Annotated in this window: 12 protein-coding genes; 1 reads left to right on the top strand and 11 read right to left on the bottom strand. The window is 70.8% G+C overall.

Features of this window, described 5'->3' with window-relative positions:
* Nucleotides 1–58 precede the first annotated feature (58 nt).
* From ACFFRH_RS40295 to ACFFRH_RS40255, 9 genes are all read right to left on the bottom strand, one after another.
* Nucleotides 59–1,636: an aldehyde dehydrogenase (NADP(+)) gene (locus ACFFRH_RS40295; RefSeq protein WP_344746064.1), complete on the bottom strand. Its 1,578-nt coding sequence runs from the start codon at nt 1,634–1,636 to the stop codon at nt 59–61.
* Nucleotides 1,637–1,698: 62 nt separating this feature from the next.
* Nucleotides 1,699–3,429, bottom strand: a complete 1,731-nt coding sequence (locus tag ACFFRH_RS40290; RefSeq protein ID WP_344746063.1) for a dihydroxy-acid dehydratase — start codon at nt 3,427–3,429, stop codon at nt 1,699–1,701.
* A 57-nt stretch (nt 3,430–3,486) separates the two neighbouring features.
* Nucleotides 3,487–4,410: a hypothetical protein gene (locus tag ACFFRH_RS40285; protein ID WP_386163011.1), complete on the bottom strand. Its 924-nt coding sequence runs from the start codon at nt 4,408–4,410 to the stop codon at nt 3,487–3,489.
* A 61-nt stretch (nt 4,411–4,471) separates the two neighbouring features.
* The gene (locus ACFFRH_RS40280) at nt 4,472–4,711 is read right to left on the bottom strand and encodes a hypothetical protein (protein WP_386163008.1); all 240 of its coding nucleotides are present in this window, start codon (nt 4,709–4,711) and stop codon (nt 4,472–4,474) included.
* On the bottom strand, nt 4,708–6,486 hold the full coding sequence (locus ACFFRH_RS40275; RefSeq protein WP_386163005.1) for a hydantoinase B/oxoprolinase family protein: 1,779 nt from the start codon (nt 6,484–6,486) through the stop codon (nt 4,708–4,710). The genes ACFFRH_RS40280 and ACFFRH_RS40275 overlap by 4 nt, the downstream gene beginning before the upstream one ends.
* The gene (locus tag ACFFRH_RS40270) at nt 6,483–8,621 is read right to left on the bottom strand and encodes a hydantoinase/oxoprolinase family protein (protein WP_386163002.1); all 2,139 of its coding nucleotides are present in this window, start codon (nt 8,619–8,621) and stop codon (nt 6,483–6,485) included. Before ACFFRH_RS40270 ends, ACFFRH_RS40275 begins: the two co-directional genes overlap by 4 nt.
* Entirely contained in the window at nt 8,618–10,159 is a 1,542-nt protein-coding gene (locus ACFFRH_RS40265; protein ID WP_344746101.1) for a sugar ABC transporter ATP-binding protein, read from the bottom strand. The genes ACFFRH_RS40270 and ACFFRH_RS40265 overlap by 4 nt, the downstream gene beginning before the upstream one ends.
* Before the next feature lie 5 nt (nt 10,160–10,164).
* On the bottom strand, nt 10,165–11,232 hold the full coding sequence (locus ACFFRH_RS40260; RefSeq protein WP_344746055.1) for an ABC transporter permease: 1,068 nt from the start codon (nt 11,230–11,232) through the stop codon (nt 10,165–10,167).
* Nucleotides 11,233–11,304: 72 nt separating this feature from the next.
* On the bottom strand, nt 11,305–12,318 hold the full coding sequence (locus ACFFRH_RS40255) for a sugar ABC transporter substrate-binding protein (RefSeq protein WP_344746054.1): 1,014 nt from the start codon (nt 12,316–12,318) through the stop codon (nt 11,305–11,307).
* Nucleotides 12,319–12,587: 269 nt separating this feature from the next.
* Between ACFFRH_RS40255 and ACFFRH_RS40250 the strand changes: the two genes are divergently transcribed.
* Nucleotides 12,588–13,379, top strand: coding sequence for an IclR family transcriptional regulator (locus tag ACFFRH_RS40250; RefSeq protein WP_344746053.1), 792 nt, complete (start codon nt 12,588–12,590; stop codon nt 13,377–13,379).
* A 134-nt stretch (nt 13,380–13,513) separates the two neighbouring features.
* Here the strand turns inward: ACFFRH_RS40250 and sigJ are convergent, their stop codons facing one another.
* Both sigJ and ACFFRH_RS40240 read right to left on the bottom strand, forming a co-directional pair.
* Nucleotides 13,514–14,407, bottom strand: coding sequence for an RNA polymerase sigma factor SigJ (gene sigJ / locus ACFFRH_RS40245; RefSeq protein ID WP_344746052.1), 894 nt, complete (start codon nt 14,405–14,407; stop codon nt 13,514–13,516).
* Nucleotides 14,404–15,603, bottom strand: a complete 1,200-nt coding sequence (locus ACFFRH_RS40240; protein ID WP_344746051.1) for an NAD(P)/FAD-dependent oxidoreductase — start codon at nt 15,601–15,603, stop codon at nt 14,404–14,406. The genes sigJ and ACFFRH_RS40240 overlap by 4 nt, the downstream gene beginning before the upstream one ends.
* Nucleotides 15,604–15,618: the final 15 nt, after the last annotated feature.

The following is a 15,618-nucleotide window of genomic DNA, read 5'->3' as shown; positions in this document are numbered from 1 at the left end:
CATCACACAGGCCCTGATGCGGCGTCTCCTACCGGATGAACCGCCAAGTCCCTCCTCCTCACCCGGCCGCCGGCTCGGGCCCCGTGCCGGCGGCGGGAGTCCACTCGGAGTCGACCAGGCGGGGGAGACCGAGCGGATTGAGCTCCCGCAGCGCTGCCGGCAGGACGGCGTCGGGCGTGTTCTGGTACGACACCGGTCGCAGGAATCGACGGATCGCCGCGGGCCCCACCGAGGTGTGGGCGGCCGAACTCGTGGCGGGGTACGGGCCGCCGTGGTGCATGGCCTCGGTCACCGCGACCCCCGTGGGGTAGTCGTTCCAGACGACCCTCCCGGCCCTGTCGGCGGCGAGGGCGACCACAGGGGCGAGGGCGTCCTCCGGTTCGGCGTGGATGGTGAACGTCAGGCTGCCCGGCAGGAGGTCCAACATCGACAGGAGCTCGGCCGGTGCACCGAACCGGACCACGACGGACGCGGGGCCGAAATGCTCCTCCCGGAGGTGCGGACCGGCGAAGAAGGCGTCGGCGTCCGCGATGACCAGGGTGTTCTCCACCTCGACGGCCGACAGCCGGTGGCCCCCGGCCGCGAGACGCACTCCCGGTGTCGCGCACGCCTCCTCGAGCGCGGAGGTCAGCGACCCGGCCATGCCCGCGCTCAGCATCGGCCCGCGGCCGCCGGCGAGCAGCTCCCGGCGGAGCGCGGCCACCAGCGCGTCGCCGGGCTCTCCCTCGGGAACGAAGAGGAGGCCGGGGCTGGTGCACATCTGGCCGGCGCGGGTCAGCAGCGATCCGGCCAGCTCGGTCGCGATCCGCGCGCCGCGAGCCCGCAACGCGGATTCGAAGATCACCAATGGGTTCACGCTGCCCATCTCCGCGTAGACCGGGATCGGTTCCGGGCGGGCCGCGGCGAGGTCGTGGAGCGCCCGGCCGCCGCCCGTCGATCCGGTGAAGCCCACGGCCTTGATCCCCGGCTCGGTGACCAGCCGGCGGGCGACCGCGTGGGAATCTCCCTGGAGCAGGGAGAACGTGCCATGGGGTGCGGCCACATCGCGCAGGGCGGCGTGGACGACCTCCGCGCACAGCGTCGAGGTGACCGGGTGCAGCGGGTGGCCCTTGACGACGACCGGGCACCCGGCGGCCAGAGCCGACGCCGTGTCGCCGCCGGCCACCCCGAAGGCGAGGGGGAAGTTGCTGGCCTCGAACACCGCGACGGGACCGATCGGCACGTTCGTCCGGCGCAGGTCGGGGCGAGGCGGGCGGGCACCGGGATCCGCGTGGTCGATCGTCGCCTCGAGGTGGCGACCGCTGAGCACCAGGCGGGAGAACATCCGGAGCTGGCCGACGGTGCGTACGGACTCTCCCTCCAGGGCGGGCACGGCGAGGCCCGTCTCCAGGTGGGCCGCGGCGACGATCTCCTGGCTCCGGTGCTCGAACGTGTCGGCGACGGCGTCCAGCAGGGCCGCCAGCCGGGACGGCGGCCAGGTCCGCAGGACCCGGTACGCCTCCGTGGCGGCCGTCACGGAGGCCGTGACCTGGGCCGCGGTGGTCTCGGGAATCGAAGGACCCTTCTCGCCCGTGAGGGGAGACGTCGCACGGAAGGTCGTCGGCCCGGCCGTCTGGCCGGGGGCATGAGAAGGCATCGGCGCTGTTTCCTCGGGAGTGCGATTCGGACGAGGCCGCGCGAAGGCGGCCTCGTAGATCTTCAAGAACGCCCTACGACGGGTTCCACGAAGCGGCGGTGTTCAGGGGTCGGCGCCTGGAGGAAGTCGAGATCACATCCTTCGGGCGCCTGGGTCACGTGGTCCTGGTAGAGGCGCGGCCAGCCGCGCAGATGCGGGGTGCGGAAGGGTTCGGCGAGCCGGCGGCGCGCCTCGAACTCCGGCTCGGAGACATCGACCCGGAGCAGGCCGGCCTCCACGTCGAGTTCGATCATGTCCCCGTCCTGGACCAGCCCGAGGGGTCCTCCGGCCGCCGCCTCGGGTGCCACGTGGAGCACGCAGGTCCCGAAACTCGTCCCGCTCATCCGCCCGTCGCTGATCCGCACCATGTCCTTGACCCCGGCCGCCGCCAGGCGCGCGGGAATCGGGATCATCCCCCATTCCGGCATGCCGGGCACGCCCTTGGGGCCGCAACCGGTCAGCACGAGGACGGTGTCCGCGCTGAGCGGCAGGTCGGGGTCGTCCAGCCGTCGCCGCAGATCGTGCCACCCCCGGAAGACGAGGGCGGGGCCACGGTGGCGGAACAGTTCGGGGCTCGCGGCGGAGGTCTTCAGGACGGCCCCGTCCGGGGCGAGGTTGCCCCGCAGCACGGCGATGCCGCCGCGTTCCCGGACCGGGGAGTCCAGGCTTCTGATCGCGCCGCGCGGGGATCCTCCGGTGGCGGCGACGTAGTCGCTCAGCGGGCCTCCGGTGACCGTCGTCGTCCGAAGGTCGAGATGGCCGGCGATCTCGGCGAGCAGGGCGGGCAGCCCGCCGGCCCGGTCGAAGGCGTCCATCAGGTATCGCCCCGACGGCGACACGTCGGCGAGGACGGGTACCCGAAGGCCCAGTTCCTGGAACCGTTCGAGGGGGATTCGCAGTCCCAGCCGGCCGGCAATCGCGCAGAGATGGATGACGGCGTTGGTCGACCCGCCGATCGCGGCGAGCACCGTGACCGCGTTGTCGAAGGCGGCCGAGGTCATGATCGCCGAAGGGCGGAGTCCCTCCTCCACCATGGCCACGACACGGCGACCGGCCTGTTCCGCCCCCACCCGGGCGCGCGGGTCGCCGGTCGGGATCGACGCCGTTCCGGGCAGGGACATGCCGATGGACTCGGCGAGCAGCGCCATCGTCGACGCCGTCCCCATCGTGTTGCAGGCGCCGGGACCGCAACCGAGGCAGCGTTCCAGCGCGGCCCAGTCCTGCGGGCTCAGCAGGCCGTTGCGGTACTCCTCCCAGAGCCGCCACAGGTCCGTCCCCGCGCCGATCTGCCTTCCCCGGAAGGTCGCGACCGGCCGGGACCCGCCGGCGACCTGGATCGCCGGGAGGTCCGCGCTCGCGGCGGCCATGAGCTGGGCAGGGATCGTCTTGTCGCAGTTGCCCAGCAGGACCACCCCGTCGATCGGGTGGGCCCGCAGGGTCTCCTCGACGTCCATGGCCATGAGGTTGCGGTACAGCATGGCGCTGGGCTTCATGAGGTCCTCGCCCAGGCTGATGGTGGGGAACTCCAGGGGAATCCCCCCGGCGGACCGCACCCCTTCCTTCACCGCCTCGGCGAGGTCGCGGAGTCCCTCGTTGCAGGGGTTGAGGTCGCTGACGGACTGCGCGATGCCGATGACCGGCCGGGGGTCGCCGGGCGAGACGGCGATCCCCAGCGACCCGAGGGCGGCCCGGTGCTCGACGGCGACCTCGTCGTCACCCTCGAACCACGCGGCGCTGCGCAATGACGGCGTCACGGCCGGGACCACCGCCTCCGGTCGTCCCGCACCCCTCGTCCACGGTCGGCGCGCACGCTAGACCACCCGGCGGGGAACGCCGAGCCCCGCCGCGTGAGGTCCGGACTGGACCGCGTCGGCACCGGAGCGGGCCAGCCATTCCAGGGCGACCGCCGCCCGATGGACCTTGGCGCGAACGTTGCGGACCGCGTCCTCGAGGACCTGCTCCCCGCACGGGTAGACGTCCCGGGCGTTGCGCAGGCCGAACTTCGCGTACAGCGGTGCCCCGATCGCGACCAGGTCGGCGATCTCATGACCCCGGACGACGCCCCCGAGGCCGTCGGACGACTCGAGATAGAGGTCGAGGGGGAGGTCGGTGACCGCCCGCATCTCGGCCAGGTCGGCGTAGGTCAGGTCCGAGGGGACGTTGACCGTGGACGCCCCGAGGTCCGCGAGCACCCGCAGCGCAGCCGGGTTGGAGGGGGCGAGGGAGACGCTGATCTTCCACACGCACTCCTCGGGGAGCTCACCGGTCCGCTGGAGGTCGCGCAGGGCGACGAGCAGTCCGATGTCGGCGATGAGGAAGCTCCGGATGCCCGCGTCCACGGCGCGGACGACGTCCTCGACCCCGTACATGAGCTGCCGCAGCCCGCGCAGCTGCCCGCCGCGGCCCATCCCCTCGGGGGTGCGCGCGTTGGCGCCGACGTCGAAGGACTCGCGCGGCCCCACGAACAACGACACCTCAAGGCCGTTCTCGGCGCCCATCGCGGCCATGTCGCGCAGCTCGGACACGGTGAGCAGCATGGCTCCCGATCCCTGCGAGACGCGGTTCACCACGACGTCGTGCTCGGCGGCGGCGGACAGGACCGCCTCGAGGACCGCCGGGCCCTCGACGCTGGGTATCTCGATGCGGAAGCCGGCGCCGTCCGGAAAGCGACCACCGCTCGAAGGGACGCCGTGCCGGTACGGCAGTCGGTAGGTCTGGTTCAGTAGCGCTGGCATTTTTCTCCTCGATGAGAACGCCAAGGTTGGGAGGGAAGACGGACGGCCGGTGGGACGGGTCTCACTCGCGCGCGTCGCGCGCGGCCGCCAGGCCGGCCGGTAGGGTGCGGTCGATCGGCGGGTAGTCGGCCCGCAGGCGCTTGAGGCGGTACCACAGTGCCTCGTCCCCCTGCCGGCAGGCCCGCAGGGTGGCGTCGCCGTCGGTGAACCGCCAGTACGTGTGGATCAGGAGGTTTCCACACACGTCGCAGTAGTCGACGGAGGTGTCCTGCCAGCTCTTGGTCAGATCCTGCCAGCTCATGCGGGTGTCCCTTCACGGAGACGGGCGGTGGCCACGGGGTCGACGTCGCCGGCGGCGTCCAGGCGGACCCTGTACACCGACTCCGCGTCCTCGGGGCTCACGTAGCCCTCACGGACGTCCTGTGCGACGAGCTCGGGGAGGCGCTCGGACGCCGGGCCGTAACCGGCGCCCGAGGGGGAGGTCAGGCGTACCCGGTCGCCCCGGTGCAGGCGGACGTTGGTGAACTTGGTCGGGCTCACCAGCCCGAAGTGCTGCTGGAAGCTGACGAACTCGTCGCTTCCCGCCGGGCTGATGTCGATCCTGGTGCGGCTGCCGTCGGACCCGCCGAACAGGCCCCACGGCTCCTGGTTGGCCCGGTCGGACAGCGCGCTCACCGAGATGGTGTCCGCGGCGACCTCCAGCACCCGGACCACACCCGCGCCGCCGCGCAGCCTGCCGGCCCCGACCTCGTCGCGCGCGAGCCGGTAGCTCTCGTGGATCCAGGGCCAGCGCAGCTCGAAGATCTCGACGGGCGTGTTGCGGCAGTTGGCGTGGGGAGGCATGGTCGCGTTGTTGCCGTCGGTGCTCATCCGGCCGCCCCAGCCGGTCGCCTCGAAGTGATAGTGGGCGTAGTAGTCGCCCGTCCGGGGGTCGGTGCCGCCGAACAGGAAGTTGAGCGAGGTGTTGCCGCTGGACGCGGCGGCCCGCTCCGGCAGGAGGGGACCGAGGACCTGACCCATGATCATCTCCATGACCCGGGGCTGGTACTCGGTCTGGCCGCCGACGCAGGCACCCGGCAGCTGGACGCAGCAGATGGTGCCGGGCTTGGTGACGATCCGCACCGGGCGGTTGAGCCCCGCGTTGACCGGCAGGTCGGTTCCGATCATGTACAGGAGCGCGTTCAGCGACGCGGACATGGTCACGACGTAGGGCGCGTTGATGGGCCCGGTCGCCTGGGGATCCGAGCGGGAGTAGTCGAAGACGATCTCGTCACCGTCGACGATCAGGCTGAGGCGGATCGCGTACGGGGTCGCGGTGATGCCGTCGTCGTCGAACCATTCCATCCCGTGGTAGACGCCGTCGGGCAGCGCCCGGATGTTCTCCCGAAGCGCCGCCTCGGTGTAGTCCTGGATGCCGCTGAACACGCCGGTCACCAGATCGGTGCCACGCTCCTCCATCAGTTGCTCCAGGCGCCGCCGGCCCACCTGGAGTGACCCGTACATCGCGTGGAGGTCGCCCCAGGAGTCGTTGGGCGTCCGGTGGTTGGCGAGCATGATCCGCCAGATGTCCCGGACGGGCTCGCCGCCCCGGTAGAACAGGACCGGGGGGAGCCGGAGCCCTTCCTGGTAGACGTCGGTGGCGGTGGCGGCGAAGGACCCGGGCGCCATCCCGCCGATCTCGGCCATGTGGGCGATGTTGCCGATGAAGGCGACGAGCTCTCCGTCGACGAACATCGGCATGACCATCATGTGCTCGGGCATGTGCGACCCGCCCCGGTAGGGGTCGTTGTGGATGTAGACGTCGCCCTCGGCGAAGTTCTCCGCGCCGACCTCTCGCACGATCCAGGTCGCCGCGTACAGTGACGCCCCGAGCATCGAGGGGTTCAGGCCCGCGTTGGCGACGAGGTTGCCGTCCCGGTCGAGGATGAGCGTGGAGAAGTCCAGCCCCTCCGAGAAGATCGGCGAGTAGGCGGTCCTCATCATGGACACGGCCATCTCGTCGCAGGTGTTGACCAGCTGGCGATGGACCAGGGTCAGGGTGATCTTGTCAACGTCCGTGCCCGTCCGTGTGCTCACGTGTCCGCTCCCGTGTCGAGGTTCTCCCCGAGACCCTTGACGGCCTCGATGATCAGGCAGTACGTCCCGTCCACTTCCATGCGGTACCCGGGAGGGACGAAGGTGGTGGAGTTGGGTTCCTCCACGATCGCCGGCCCGTTCAGCGTGTAGCCCGGCTGGAGCTCCTCGCGGTCGACGACCGCGGTGTCGGCCCAGACGCCCTCGCCGACCTGGACCCTCCTGGTGGAGATCCGCGGGTTCGGAGTGGTGCGCGTGTAGGGGACGAACCGCACCTCTCCTCCCGCGAGGAGGGCGGTCGCGCCGACGTAGACGCTCTGGACGGCCTGCTCGGGAAGGTCGTAGCCGTACACGCGGGCGTGCGAGGCGTGGAACATCTCCACCAGGCGCCGGTCCAGATCCGGGTCGTCCGGAGAGGCCGGGAGCAGCGACTCGTAGGAGCGGTCCAGGTGGCCCCGGTAGGTCCGGATCTCCTGCTCGTAGTTCTGCCCCACGTACCGGCAGCTGACGTAGGTGGTGACGACGATGTCGCCGGTCGCGTCTGCGCGGCGCTGCGCGGCCAGTTCCGCGTGCGCCTCGCGCGCGAGGCGGGCGAGGATGCCGGCCAGATCCGTCGCCTCCGGGGCGTCGAGCCGGCGGACGGCGGTCATCCTGCGGTCCACGCGCTGGTCGGAGATGATCGTTCCGAATGCCGACACCAGACCGGGCGTCGGCGGCACGATGACCCGCCGCATCCGCATGTGCCGGGCGATGGCCGCCGCGTGGAGCGGGCCGGCACCGCCGAAGGCGACCAGGTCGAACTCGCGGTAGTCGTGCCCCCGGTCGACGGTGACCAGCCGGACCGCGCCGGCCATGTTCTCCACGGCCAGGGTGAGGACCGCCTCGGCGGCGGCGTCGACTCCCAGCTCCAGGGAGTCCGCCAGTTCGGCGACCGCCGTCCCGGCGCGCTCCGCGTCCAGGGTGAGCTCTCCGCCGAGGAAGTGATCGGGATGCAGCCGTCCCATGACGAGGTTGGCGTCGGTCACCGTCGGCTGGGTGCCGCCCCGGCCGTAGCAGACCGGGCCGGGATCGGCCCCGGCGCTGGCCGGTCCCACGTGCAGCAGTCCGTCGTTGCCCACGTAGGCCAGCGAGCTTCCGCCCGCGCCGATCGTCGAGACGTCGATGATCGGTACGGCGATGGGCACGCCCCACTCCACCTCGAACAGCCCGGTGTACTGGAGCTGGCCGTCCACGACCACTCCGACGTCCGCGCTGGTCCCGCCCATGTCGAGGGTGACGGCCTTCTCCGACCCGACCGCTCGCGCCCAGTAGCCGCCGCCCATCATGCCGCCGGCCAGCCCGGACAGGACGAGCTCGATGGGACGGTCGGCGGAGTGCTCCAGCGGCACCTGGCCGCCGTTGGACTTCATGAGGGCGTGCCATCCGGACATGGCCCGCTCGTTCAGGCCCGTCGCGAGGGTGTGCGCGAACCGCTGGACGATGGGGCTCACGTAGGCGTCCATCGCGGTGGTCGCCGTGCGCTCGTACTCGCGCCACACGGGGGCCACCTCAGCGGACAGCGAGACCGCCACCTGCGGGAACGCCGCACGCAGCTTCGCCGCCAGGGCCCGCTCGTGGTCGGGGTTGAGGTAGCTGTTGAGCAGGGAGACCGCGATGGCGGCGTCCTCGTGCCCGGCCAGCAGGCCGCCGACGGTCTCGATGACCCGGCCGACCTCCTCGTCCGCCAGCGCGAGGCGGACCGTCCCGTCGGCGAGCACCCGCTCCTTGACCCCGACCGTGTTCCGGCGGGAGGCGTAGGGCTCCGCCTTGACCCACTGGAGGTCGTACCGGCCGGGCCGGTCGATGCGCTGGATGTAGAGAACGTCCTCGAAACCGGCCGTGGTCAGCAGGATGACGGGGGCGCCGCGGCGCATGATGACCGCGTTGGTGGCGATCGTGGTGCCGAGGACGAAGTCGTCGAGGTCGCGGGTGAGGTCCAGGCCGGTGCGCTCCAGGGCGGCGAACACGGCGTCCGAGGGGCGCCGCGGAGTGGAGCTGACCTTCCGCAGCAGCAGCTGTCCCTGGTCGGACAGGGCGACGAGGTCGGTGAACGTCCCACCGGTGTCCATCCCGACGCGCCAGCGGGGCGAGGTCGTCACGATGATTTCTCCGTTCTCTCGGACGGGCCGACGAGGGTCGTCAGGCCGGTCGAGGGCTGGTCCTGGGGCGTGTCGACGCCTTCGAGCAGCGCGAGGGCGTGCGCGAAGGCGTCGACGGTGTCGTAGTCGCGGACCGCCAGCTCCTGGACGATCCGGCCGCCTTCCAGGACCATCACCCGGTTGGCGACCTCGAAGACCTCGGGGGCCTCGGTACAGAACACGACGACGGCGCGGCCGTCGGCGGCGAATTCGTTGAGCATGGCGTAGATCTCGGCCTTGCTGCCGATGTCCACGCCGCGGGTGGGTTCCTCGATGACCAGCACGTCGGGCATGGTGGCCATCGCGGCGGCGATGGCCACCTTCTGCTGGTTCCCGCCGCTGAGCGCCGACAGGTTCTGGGCGGGTCCGGAGGTGCGGACCCCGTACCGCTCGATCATCTGACGGGACCGGGACTGGATCTCCCGTCGGCGCAGGCGTGCGAACGGCCCGCAGATCTCGCGCCGTCCGAGACGGAGGACGAGGTTCTCACCCACGGACATGTGCTGGAACAGCATCTCCTGGCGGTCCGCCGAGAGATAGGAGGTCCTCGCCCGCAGGGCCTTGGTGCCGTGCGCGCCGTCCAGGCGTGCCGTGCCGGTCGCGGGACGATGCCCGCCCAGGGAGGCCACCAGCTCACGCCCGCCGGACCCCTCCACACCGACGACCGCCAGCACGTCTCCCCGGCGGAGCGCGAGGTCCAGCGGGCGGAACGACCCGGCCCCGTCACTCCAACCGGTCACGGCCAGCACCTCCGCGGCGGAGGTCTCGCCGTCGCCGGGCCGGGAGGTCGCGCGGCGCTCGGTACGCACCGCCTGGCCTGCGACGAGTTCGACGGCGATCGCGGTCTCCGTGAGCGCGTCCCCGGTCAGGGTCGCCGCGGGCAGGCCGTCCCTGATCACCACGACACGGTCGCAGTGCGCGACCATCTCGGACAGGCGGTGGGAGATGAAGACCACGATGTAGCCCTGGTCCGCCAGGCCGTGCATGAAGGCGAAGAGCGCGTGGGACTCCTCGTCGGTGAGGGCGGAGTTCGGCTCGTCGAAGAGGAAGAACCGGGCCGACCTGACCAGGGCGCGAGCGATCTCCGTCCGCTGCCGCACCGCGAGCGTGCAACGTTCCAGCGGCTGGTCGGCGAGGTGGGCCACGCCGAGCGACCGCAGGATGCGCCGCTGCTCCTCTCCCGCCGCCGGGGCTCGCCAGCGGGAGCCCTCGTTCCCCACGAGCAGGTTCTCCTCAAGGGTGAGGTTGGTCCACACCTGGGGTTCCTGGTGGACGATGGCGATCGGGTCCGAGAGGTCTCCCGGCTGCCAGGGGCGTCCGTCGACGAGGATCTCGCCGGAGTCCATCGACTCCTCCCCGCAGAGGATCTTCGTCAGGGTGCTCTTACCGGCGCCGTTGGGCCCGGCGATGCCGAGGATCTCGCCACCGCGCAGGGTGAGGTCGACTCCGGCCAGCGCCTGCGTGCCTCCGAACCGCTTGCGTACCCCCCGGATCTCCATGGTGGTCACGAGGCCGCCCCCGCAACCGCGAGTCCTCGCCGGCGGCTTCCGAGGTCACTCGTCACCCGGTCGAGGATCACCGCTCCGATGGTCACGAAGCCCACGAAGAGCAACTGGGCGAAGGCTCCGATGCCGAGCAGGGCGAGACCGTTGGCCAGTACGGCGAGCAGCATCGCTCCCAGGAGGGTTCCCCAGATGGTCCCGCGCCCGCCCATGAGGCTCGCGCCGCCGATCACCACGGCCGCGATCACCTGGAGGTTGAGCTGGCCGGCGGAGTTCGGCCCGACCGAGCCGACGTAGGAGAAGTCCAGGATGCCGGCGATGGCCGCCATCAGGGCGCTGATCACGAATACCGCCATCCGGTAGCGCCGGATCGGCAGACGCGCGATCGCCGCGGCCTTGGGGTTGCCCCCGATCGCCAGGAGGCGGAACCCGGCGATGCTCCGGTGGCGGAGGAACCAGAAGACGCCGAAGAAGAGCGCGAGCCACAGCACCTGGATCGGGATGCCGAACGGAAGCCGCGTGCCGCCGAGAGCCTGGAAGAACTGCAGCTCCCATGACGGCGGGGGCGGCGTGTTGTACGCGGGGTTGAAGGTGGAGGCGTTGCTGATCAGCAGTTCCGTGCCGGAGGCGAGGCTGAGCAGCCCGAGGGTCGCGATGAATGAGTGGATCTTGAGGTAGGCGGTCAGGAACCCGCTCAGCGCGCCGGCGAACAGGCCGATGAGCAACGCCCCCGCCAGGGCGGGGAGGAACGGAAGCGTGAAGGGGAGGCTTCCGCCGCCCAGCCACAGCACCGCCAGGGAGGTCGAGACCAGGCCGTAGATCGCGCCCACGGCGAGGTCGATCTCACCCAGCAGGATGACGAGCAGCTGGGCGAAGGCGATGATGCCGAGTGAGGACATCGAGCGCAACAGGGTCAGCAGGTTGTCGCCGCTGAGGAACGTCGACCGTTGTGACTGGAAGAACAGGCAGATCAGAATGATCGCGAGCACCAGCCCGAGGGTTCGCAGGCGCTCCAAGGGCAGCGCCGCGCGTTGGGCGGGCGGGCTAGCGACGTCGGATGTGGCTGACATGTGACACCTCCTGGCACTCGATGCGCATTGGGTGGTTCGTCGGCATGACGACTGTTTCGACGAGACGCACGTCTACGGCGTCGTGGCGTCGGCGAGGCGCTTGCGTGCTTCCGCGGTGGTCATGAGCCCGGAGCCGCCGTCCTTGGTGATCACGATCGGGTCCAGGTACTGCAGGGGCTCCGCGGGCACCTTTCCGCTGGTCAGGTAGTCCACGCACGCCGAGACGGGCGCCTCGGCCTGGTTGTCGAAGCCCTGGTCGATGGTGACCAGCGTCCGGCCCGCGTCGATCGAGTCGAGGATCGGACCGCTGACGTTGAAGCCGGAGGTCCACACCTTGCCTGCCAGGTTCTTGCTCTTGATGATGTCGCCGACTCCCTCGACCCCCTGGTCGGTGTGGAAGAACAGGTTGACGTCGTTGTGGGCCTGCAGGAACGGGCCGACGCTGTTGAGCACTTCCTGGGTGGTGAAGTTGTCGCCGGTGGGGATGCCGCTCTTGGGATCGTTGAAGAAGCGGGTGTCGGGGAAGACCGAGGTGAACCCGGCGACGAAGCCGGTCATGCGGGCCTGTGCCCACGGCCCGGCCGGCTGGCCGCTGCCCAGGGCGACGGTGTCGAGCCGATACCCCTTGGCCTTGACGATGGCGGCGGTGGTCTTGCCGTTGATCTCACCGGACTGCTGCTCGTTCAGGGCGTAGAACGCGAACCGCTTCGAGTTGGGGACGTCGTTGTTCAGGGTGAAGACCGGGACGCCCGCCTGGACGTACTTGTCGATGATGCCCACGTACTGGTCGGGGAGGGGGGACTGAAGGCCCAGGCAGTCCACCTGGTTGCCGCTGAGCAGCGTCTCCAGCTCGGCCAGTTGCGCCGAGGTGTTGGTGGTGACTGGGCCGGTGAGCCGGCACGCGATCCCCAGCCGGGCCTTTTCCTTCTCGCAGCCGCGCTGCATGCCGATGCGCATCTGCGCGCCCTGGATCGGCAGCGCGGTGCCCTGGATGTCGATGACGATGTTCGCCTGCTCGCCCTTCTTGATCTTCTCGGCGATGCGCGGCGCGAGCTTGAACCCACCCCAGGGGAACGTGTGCGACATCGCCTCGGCAGGCACCTCGATCCCCGTGGAGGTCGGCGTTTCCGGGCTCTGACAACCTGCGGTCACGAGGACGGCCGTGAGGCCGGCGACGCCTAACGACCAGGAGCGATAGCGGAGCATACGTTCCACCCTAAATCTTGTTCGGTATCACCAAACGGGGTTATGTGATACGAAACTATGGCATTCGGAAATTACGGACGTCAAGGATGTACATGGCACTTTAGATGAGGAGCTTGACGTCTGCGTTCGGTGATACCGATAATCGTTCGGTGACTCCAAACACCGACAATGCCGACAAGTACCGCGTGAAGAGCCTGGACCACGCCATCGACGTCGTGGAGGCGCTCGCGGACGGCGGGCGCGACGGCCTCGCCGTCACCGAGGTCGCGACCGCCGTCGGCATGTCCAAGAGCAGCGCCTACTCCATCCTGCAGACACTGCTGAGACGCGGATTCGTGGCCAGCCAGGGGAGCGGCCCGACCCGGAGGTACCGCCTCGGCCTGAGTTTCGCCTACCTGGGAGACCGGGTGACCTCCCAGACCGGGCTCCGCGAGGTCGCGATGCCCTATCTGGAGGAGCTGACCCGAACCGCCGGCCTGACCTCACGTCTCGCCATCTTCGATGAGGGGTACGCCGTGGCCATCGGACGGGTCGACGGCCCCGGCACGATCCGCATCGCCCCGTTCCTCGGCCGCCGCGAGCTGCCGCACGCCACCGCGATCGGCAAGGCGATGCTCGCCACCCTCGGCGACGACGAGATCCAGGGGATCATCAAGACGACCGGCCTGCCGGCGCGTGGCCCCAACACCATCGTCGAGGTCGAGACCCTGCTACGAGACCTCCGCCGCACCGCCGAACGGGGCTACGCGGTCGACGACGAGGAGGACACGGCCGGAGTCGTGTGCATCGGTGCGAGCGTGCTCGACCGCACGGGCACCTGCGTCGGCGCGATCAGCGTGACGGCGCTCAAGCACGAGATGCGTGCCGACGCCGTCGCCGAGATCGGCGTCCTCGTCCGCCGCTACGCCGACACCATCACCGCCGAACTGGGGGGCCGCTAGGAGCTGTTCGGGGTTCGGACCAGGTGAGGCCCGGTGGCGGGCCGGCCGCGGCCGGTAGCACTCGGATGCGGCGGCGACTTCGCTCGCGCCAGACATGCGCGACCGCGACCCGTCGCGCCGCGGCTTGCCGACCCCTACCGGCTGATCTGACGTGGAACCGTCAGTGCGAGGAGTTTGTCCGGGTTGCGGATGACGTAGAAGTTGGTGATCCTCCCGTCGCCGACCTCGAACAGGCAGACGCCCACCAGGTGGTCGCCGTCGTAGGCGGCCATCGCGGGCGCGTTGTTGCAGTTGACCGTCTCGATCCGCGAGTCCGGCAGCCGCCCGGCGCGGAGGAGTTCCACGACGAGCACGGCCACCTTCTCCGCGCCCACCACCGGCCGGCGCGCCGCGGTGGCCTTGCCGCCGCTGTCGGCTGTCCAGGTGGCGTCCGGCGCGAGCAACGACAGCAGCCCCACCATGTCACCGGTGGTGGCCGCGGTCATGAACCGCTCGGTGATCCGCGTCGTCGTCGCGGCGTCGGAGGGCTCGAAACGCCTACGCCGCGCCCGGACGTGCCCGCGGGCACGGTGCGCCATCTGGCGCACCGTCACCGCGGACCTGCCCACCGCCGCGGCGATCTCGTCGTAGTCGAACCCGAACACCTCGCGCAGCACGAACACCGCTCGCTCATGGGGGGTCAGCGTCTCGAGCAGCACCAGCATCGCCATCGACACCGACTCGGCGAGCACCACATCGGCCGACGCGTCGTTCTCCTCCAGCAGCAGCGGCTCGGGCAGCCACGAGCCGACGTACTCCTCGCGACGGCGCGTGCTCGCCCGCAAGGCGTTGAGCGCCTGACGGGTCACCAGCCGCGCCAGGTACGACTTGGTGTCGCGCACCGTCGCGAGATCCACCCTGGCCCACCGCAGATAGCTGTCCTGCAGCACGTCGTCGGACTCGCTCGCCGAGCCGAGTATCTCGTACACGATGGTGAACAGCAGAGGCCGCAACACGGTGAACCGCTCGGCGTGCTCGTCGGAGCTCACGGGGAGGTGGCCGCCCGCGCCGAGGAGGACGGCTGTCCGGGGCGCGGCCCGCCCTTGGGCCAGCCCATGGAACCCGGCTTGCCCGCCTCCAGACGGATCCTCCTCGACACCACGAACCTGCAGGTCAATTCCTTGATTATCGCGCCCATGCGGCCGGGAACGTAGATGTTCACCGCGACGTCGTCCTTACCGGCGATCTGCCTGATGCCGGCGTGCCGGCCGAGGCTGACGCACGCGCCCGTGAAGGCCAGGTCGATCACCGCCGGTCCGGTCCCCGCGATGCGGCTCAGCACGGTGTCGGCGGCCCGCGCCCCGAGCGGCCCCGCGGCGTAGCCGCTCATCCGCAGCGGCCGGCCCGACGGTGCGGCGGCGTCGCCGGCCCCGACGACGCGGTCGTCGTCGACGCTGGTCAGCGTCTCGTCGGTGAGCAGCCGGCCGAGCGCGTCGGTGCGCAGCCCGCTCGCCGCCGCCAGCTCCGGCAGGCCGAAACCGGCCGTCCAGATGGTCAGTGCGCTCGGACGCACCACACCGCCGGCGGAACCGTCGGCCAGGACGACCGCATCCGGCCGGACCTCGGTCACCGTGCCGCCCTCGACCACGGCGACACCATGGCGGGTCAGCCATTTGGCGACGTATCGGCGCCCTCCCGCGCTCAGGTAGGGCGCCAGGGCCCGGCCGCACACCAACGTGACCCTGCGCCCTTGTTCGGCCAGTTCGGCGGCCGTCTCGACGCCGGTCAGCCCGCCGCCGACCACGGTGACCGAAGCCTTGAGGGGCAACTCCTCCAGCCTGGCGCGCAGCCGCTGCGCGGACTCCAACTCCGCGATGGGCCAGCCGAATTCGGCCGCGCCCGGCACCGAGGGGACCGCGCCGGTGCTGCCGACGGCGTAGACGACGTAGTCGTAGTCCAGCGCGCGGCCCGACGCCAGCCGCACGACGCGGGCGGCGGCGTCGATGCGCGTCGCGCTGTCGACGACCAGCCGGATCCCCTCGCCCAGCAGCGTGCCGTAGTCGATCGTGGCGTCGCCGGTACGGGCCACGAACTGGTGCAGCCGGATGCGTTCGACGAACTCCGGGCGCGGATTGACCAGGGTGATGTCGACGTCGTCACGCATCCGCAGACGGTTGGCCGCCAGCGTTCCGGCGTAACCGCCACCGATGACCACGACCCTGTGGGATGTGTTGTGTTCGGTCATGCCCTCAGGACACCG

It is taken from the genome of Streptosporangium vulgare (assembly GCF_042428775.1).
Classification (GTDB): domain Bacteria; phylum Actinomycetota; class Actinomycetes; order Streptosporangiales; family Streptosporangiaceae; genus Streptosporangium; species Streptosporangium vulgare.
The sequence above is the reverse complement of the archived record's forward strand: the minus strand, read 5'-3'. Positions and strand labels throughout refer to the sequence as shown.

Excerpts from the sequence above, each read along its gene's own strand:
- ACFFRH_RS40295 (WP_344746064.1), bottom strand. The coding sequence starts at position 1,636 with ATGCCTTCTCATGCCCCCGGCCAGACGGCCGGGCCGACGACCTTCCGT.
- ACFFRH_RS40285 (WP_386163011.1), bottom strand. The coding sequence starts at position 4,410 with ATGCCAGCGCTACTGAACCAGACCTACCGACTGCCGTACCGGCACGGC.
- ACFFRH_RS40280 (WP_386163008.1), bottom strand. The coding sequence starts at position 4,711 with ATGAGCTGGCAGGATCTGACCAAGAGCTGGCAGGACACCTCCGTCGAC.
- ACFFRH_RS40265 (WP_344746101.1), bottom strand. The coding sequence starts at position 10,159 with ATGGAGATCCGGGGGGTACGCAAGCGGTTCGGAGGCACGCAGGCGCTG.
- ACFFRH_RS40260 (WP_344746055.1), bottom strand. The coding sequence starts at position 11,232 with ATGTCAGCCACATCCGACGTCGCTAGCCCGCCCGCCCAACGCGCGGCG.
- ACFFRH_RS40255 (WP_344746054.1), bottom strand. The coding sequence starts at position 12,318 with ATGTCGCACACGTTCCCCTGGGGTGGGTTCAAGCTCGCGCCGCGCATC.
- ACFFRH_RS40240 (WP_344746051.1), bottom strand. The coding sequence starts at position 15,603 with ATGACCGAACACAACACATCCCACAGGGTCGTGGTCATCGGTGGCGGT.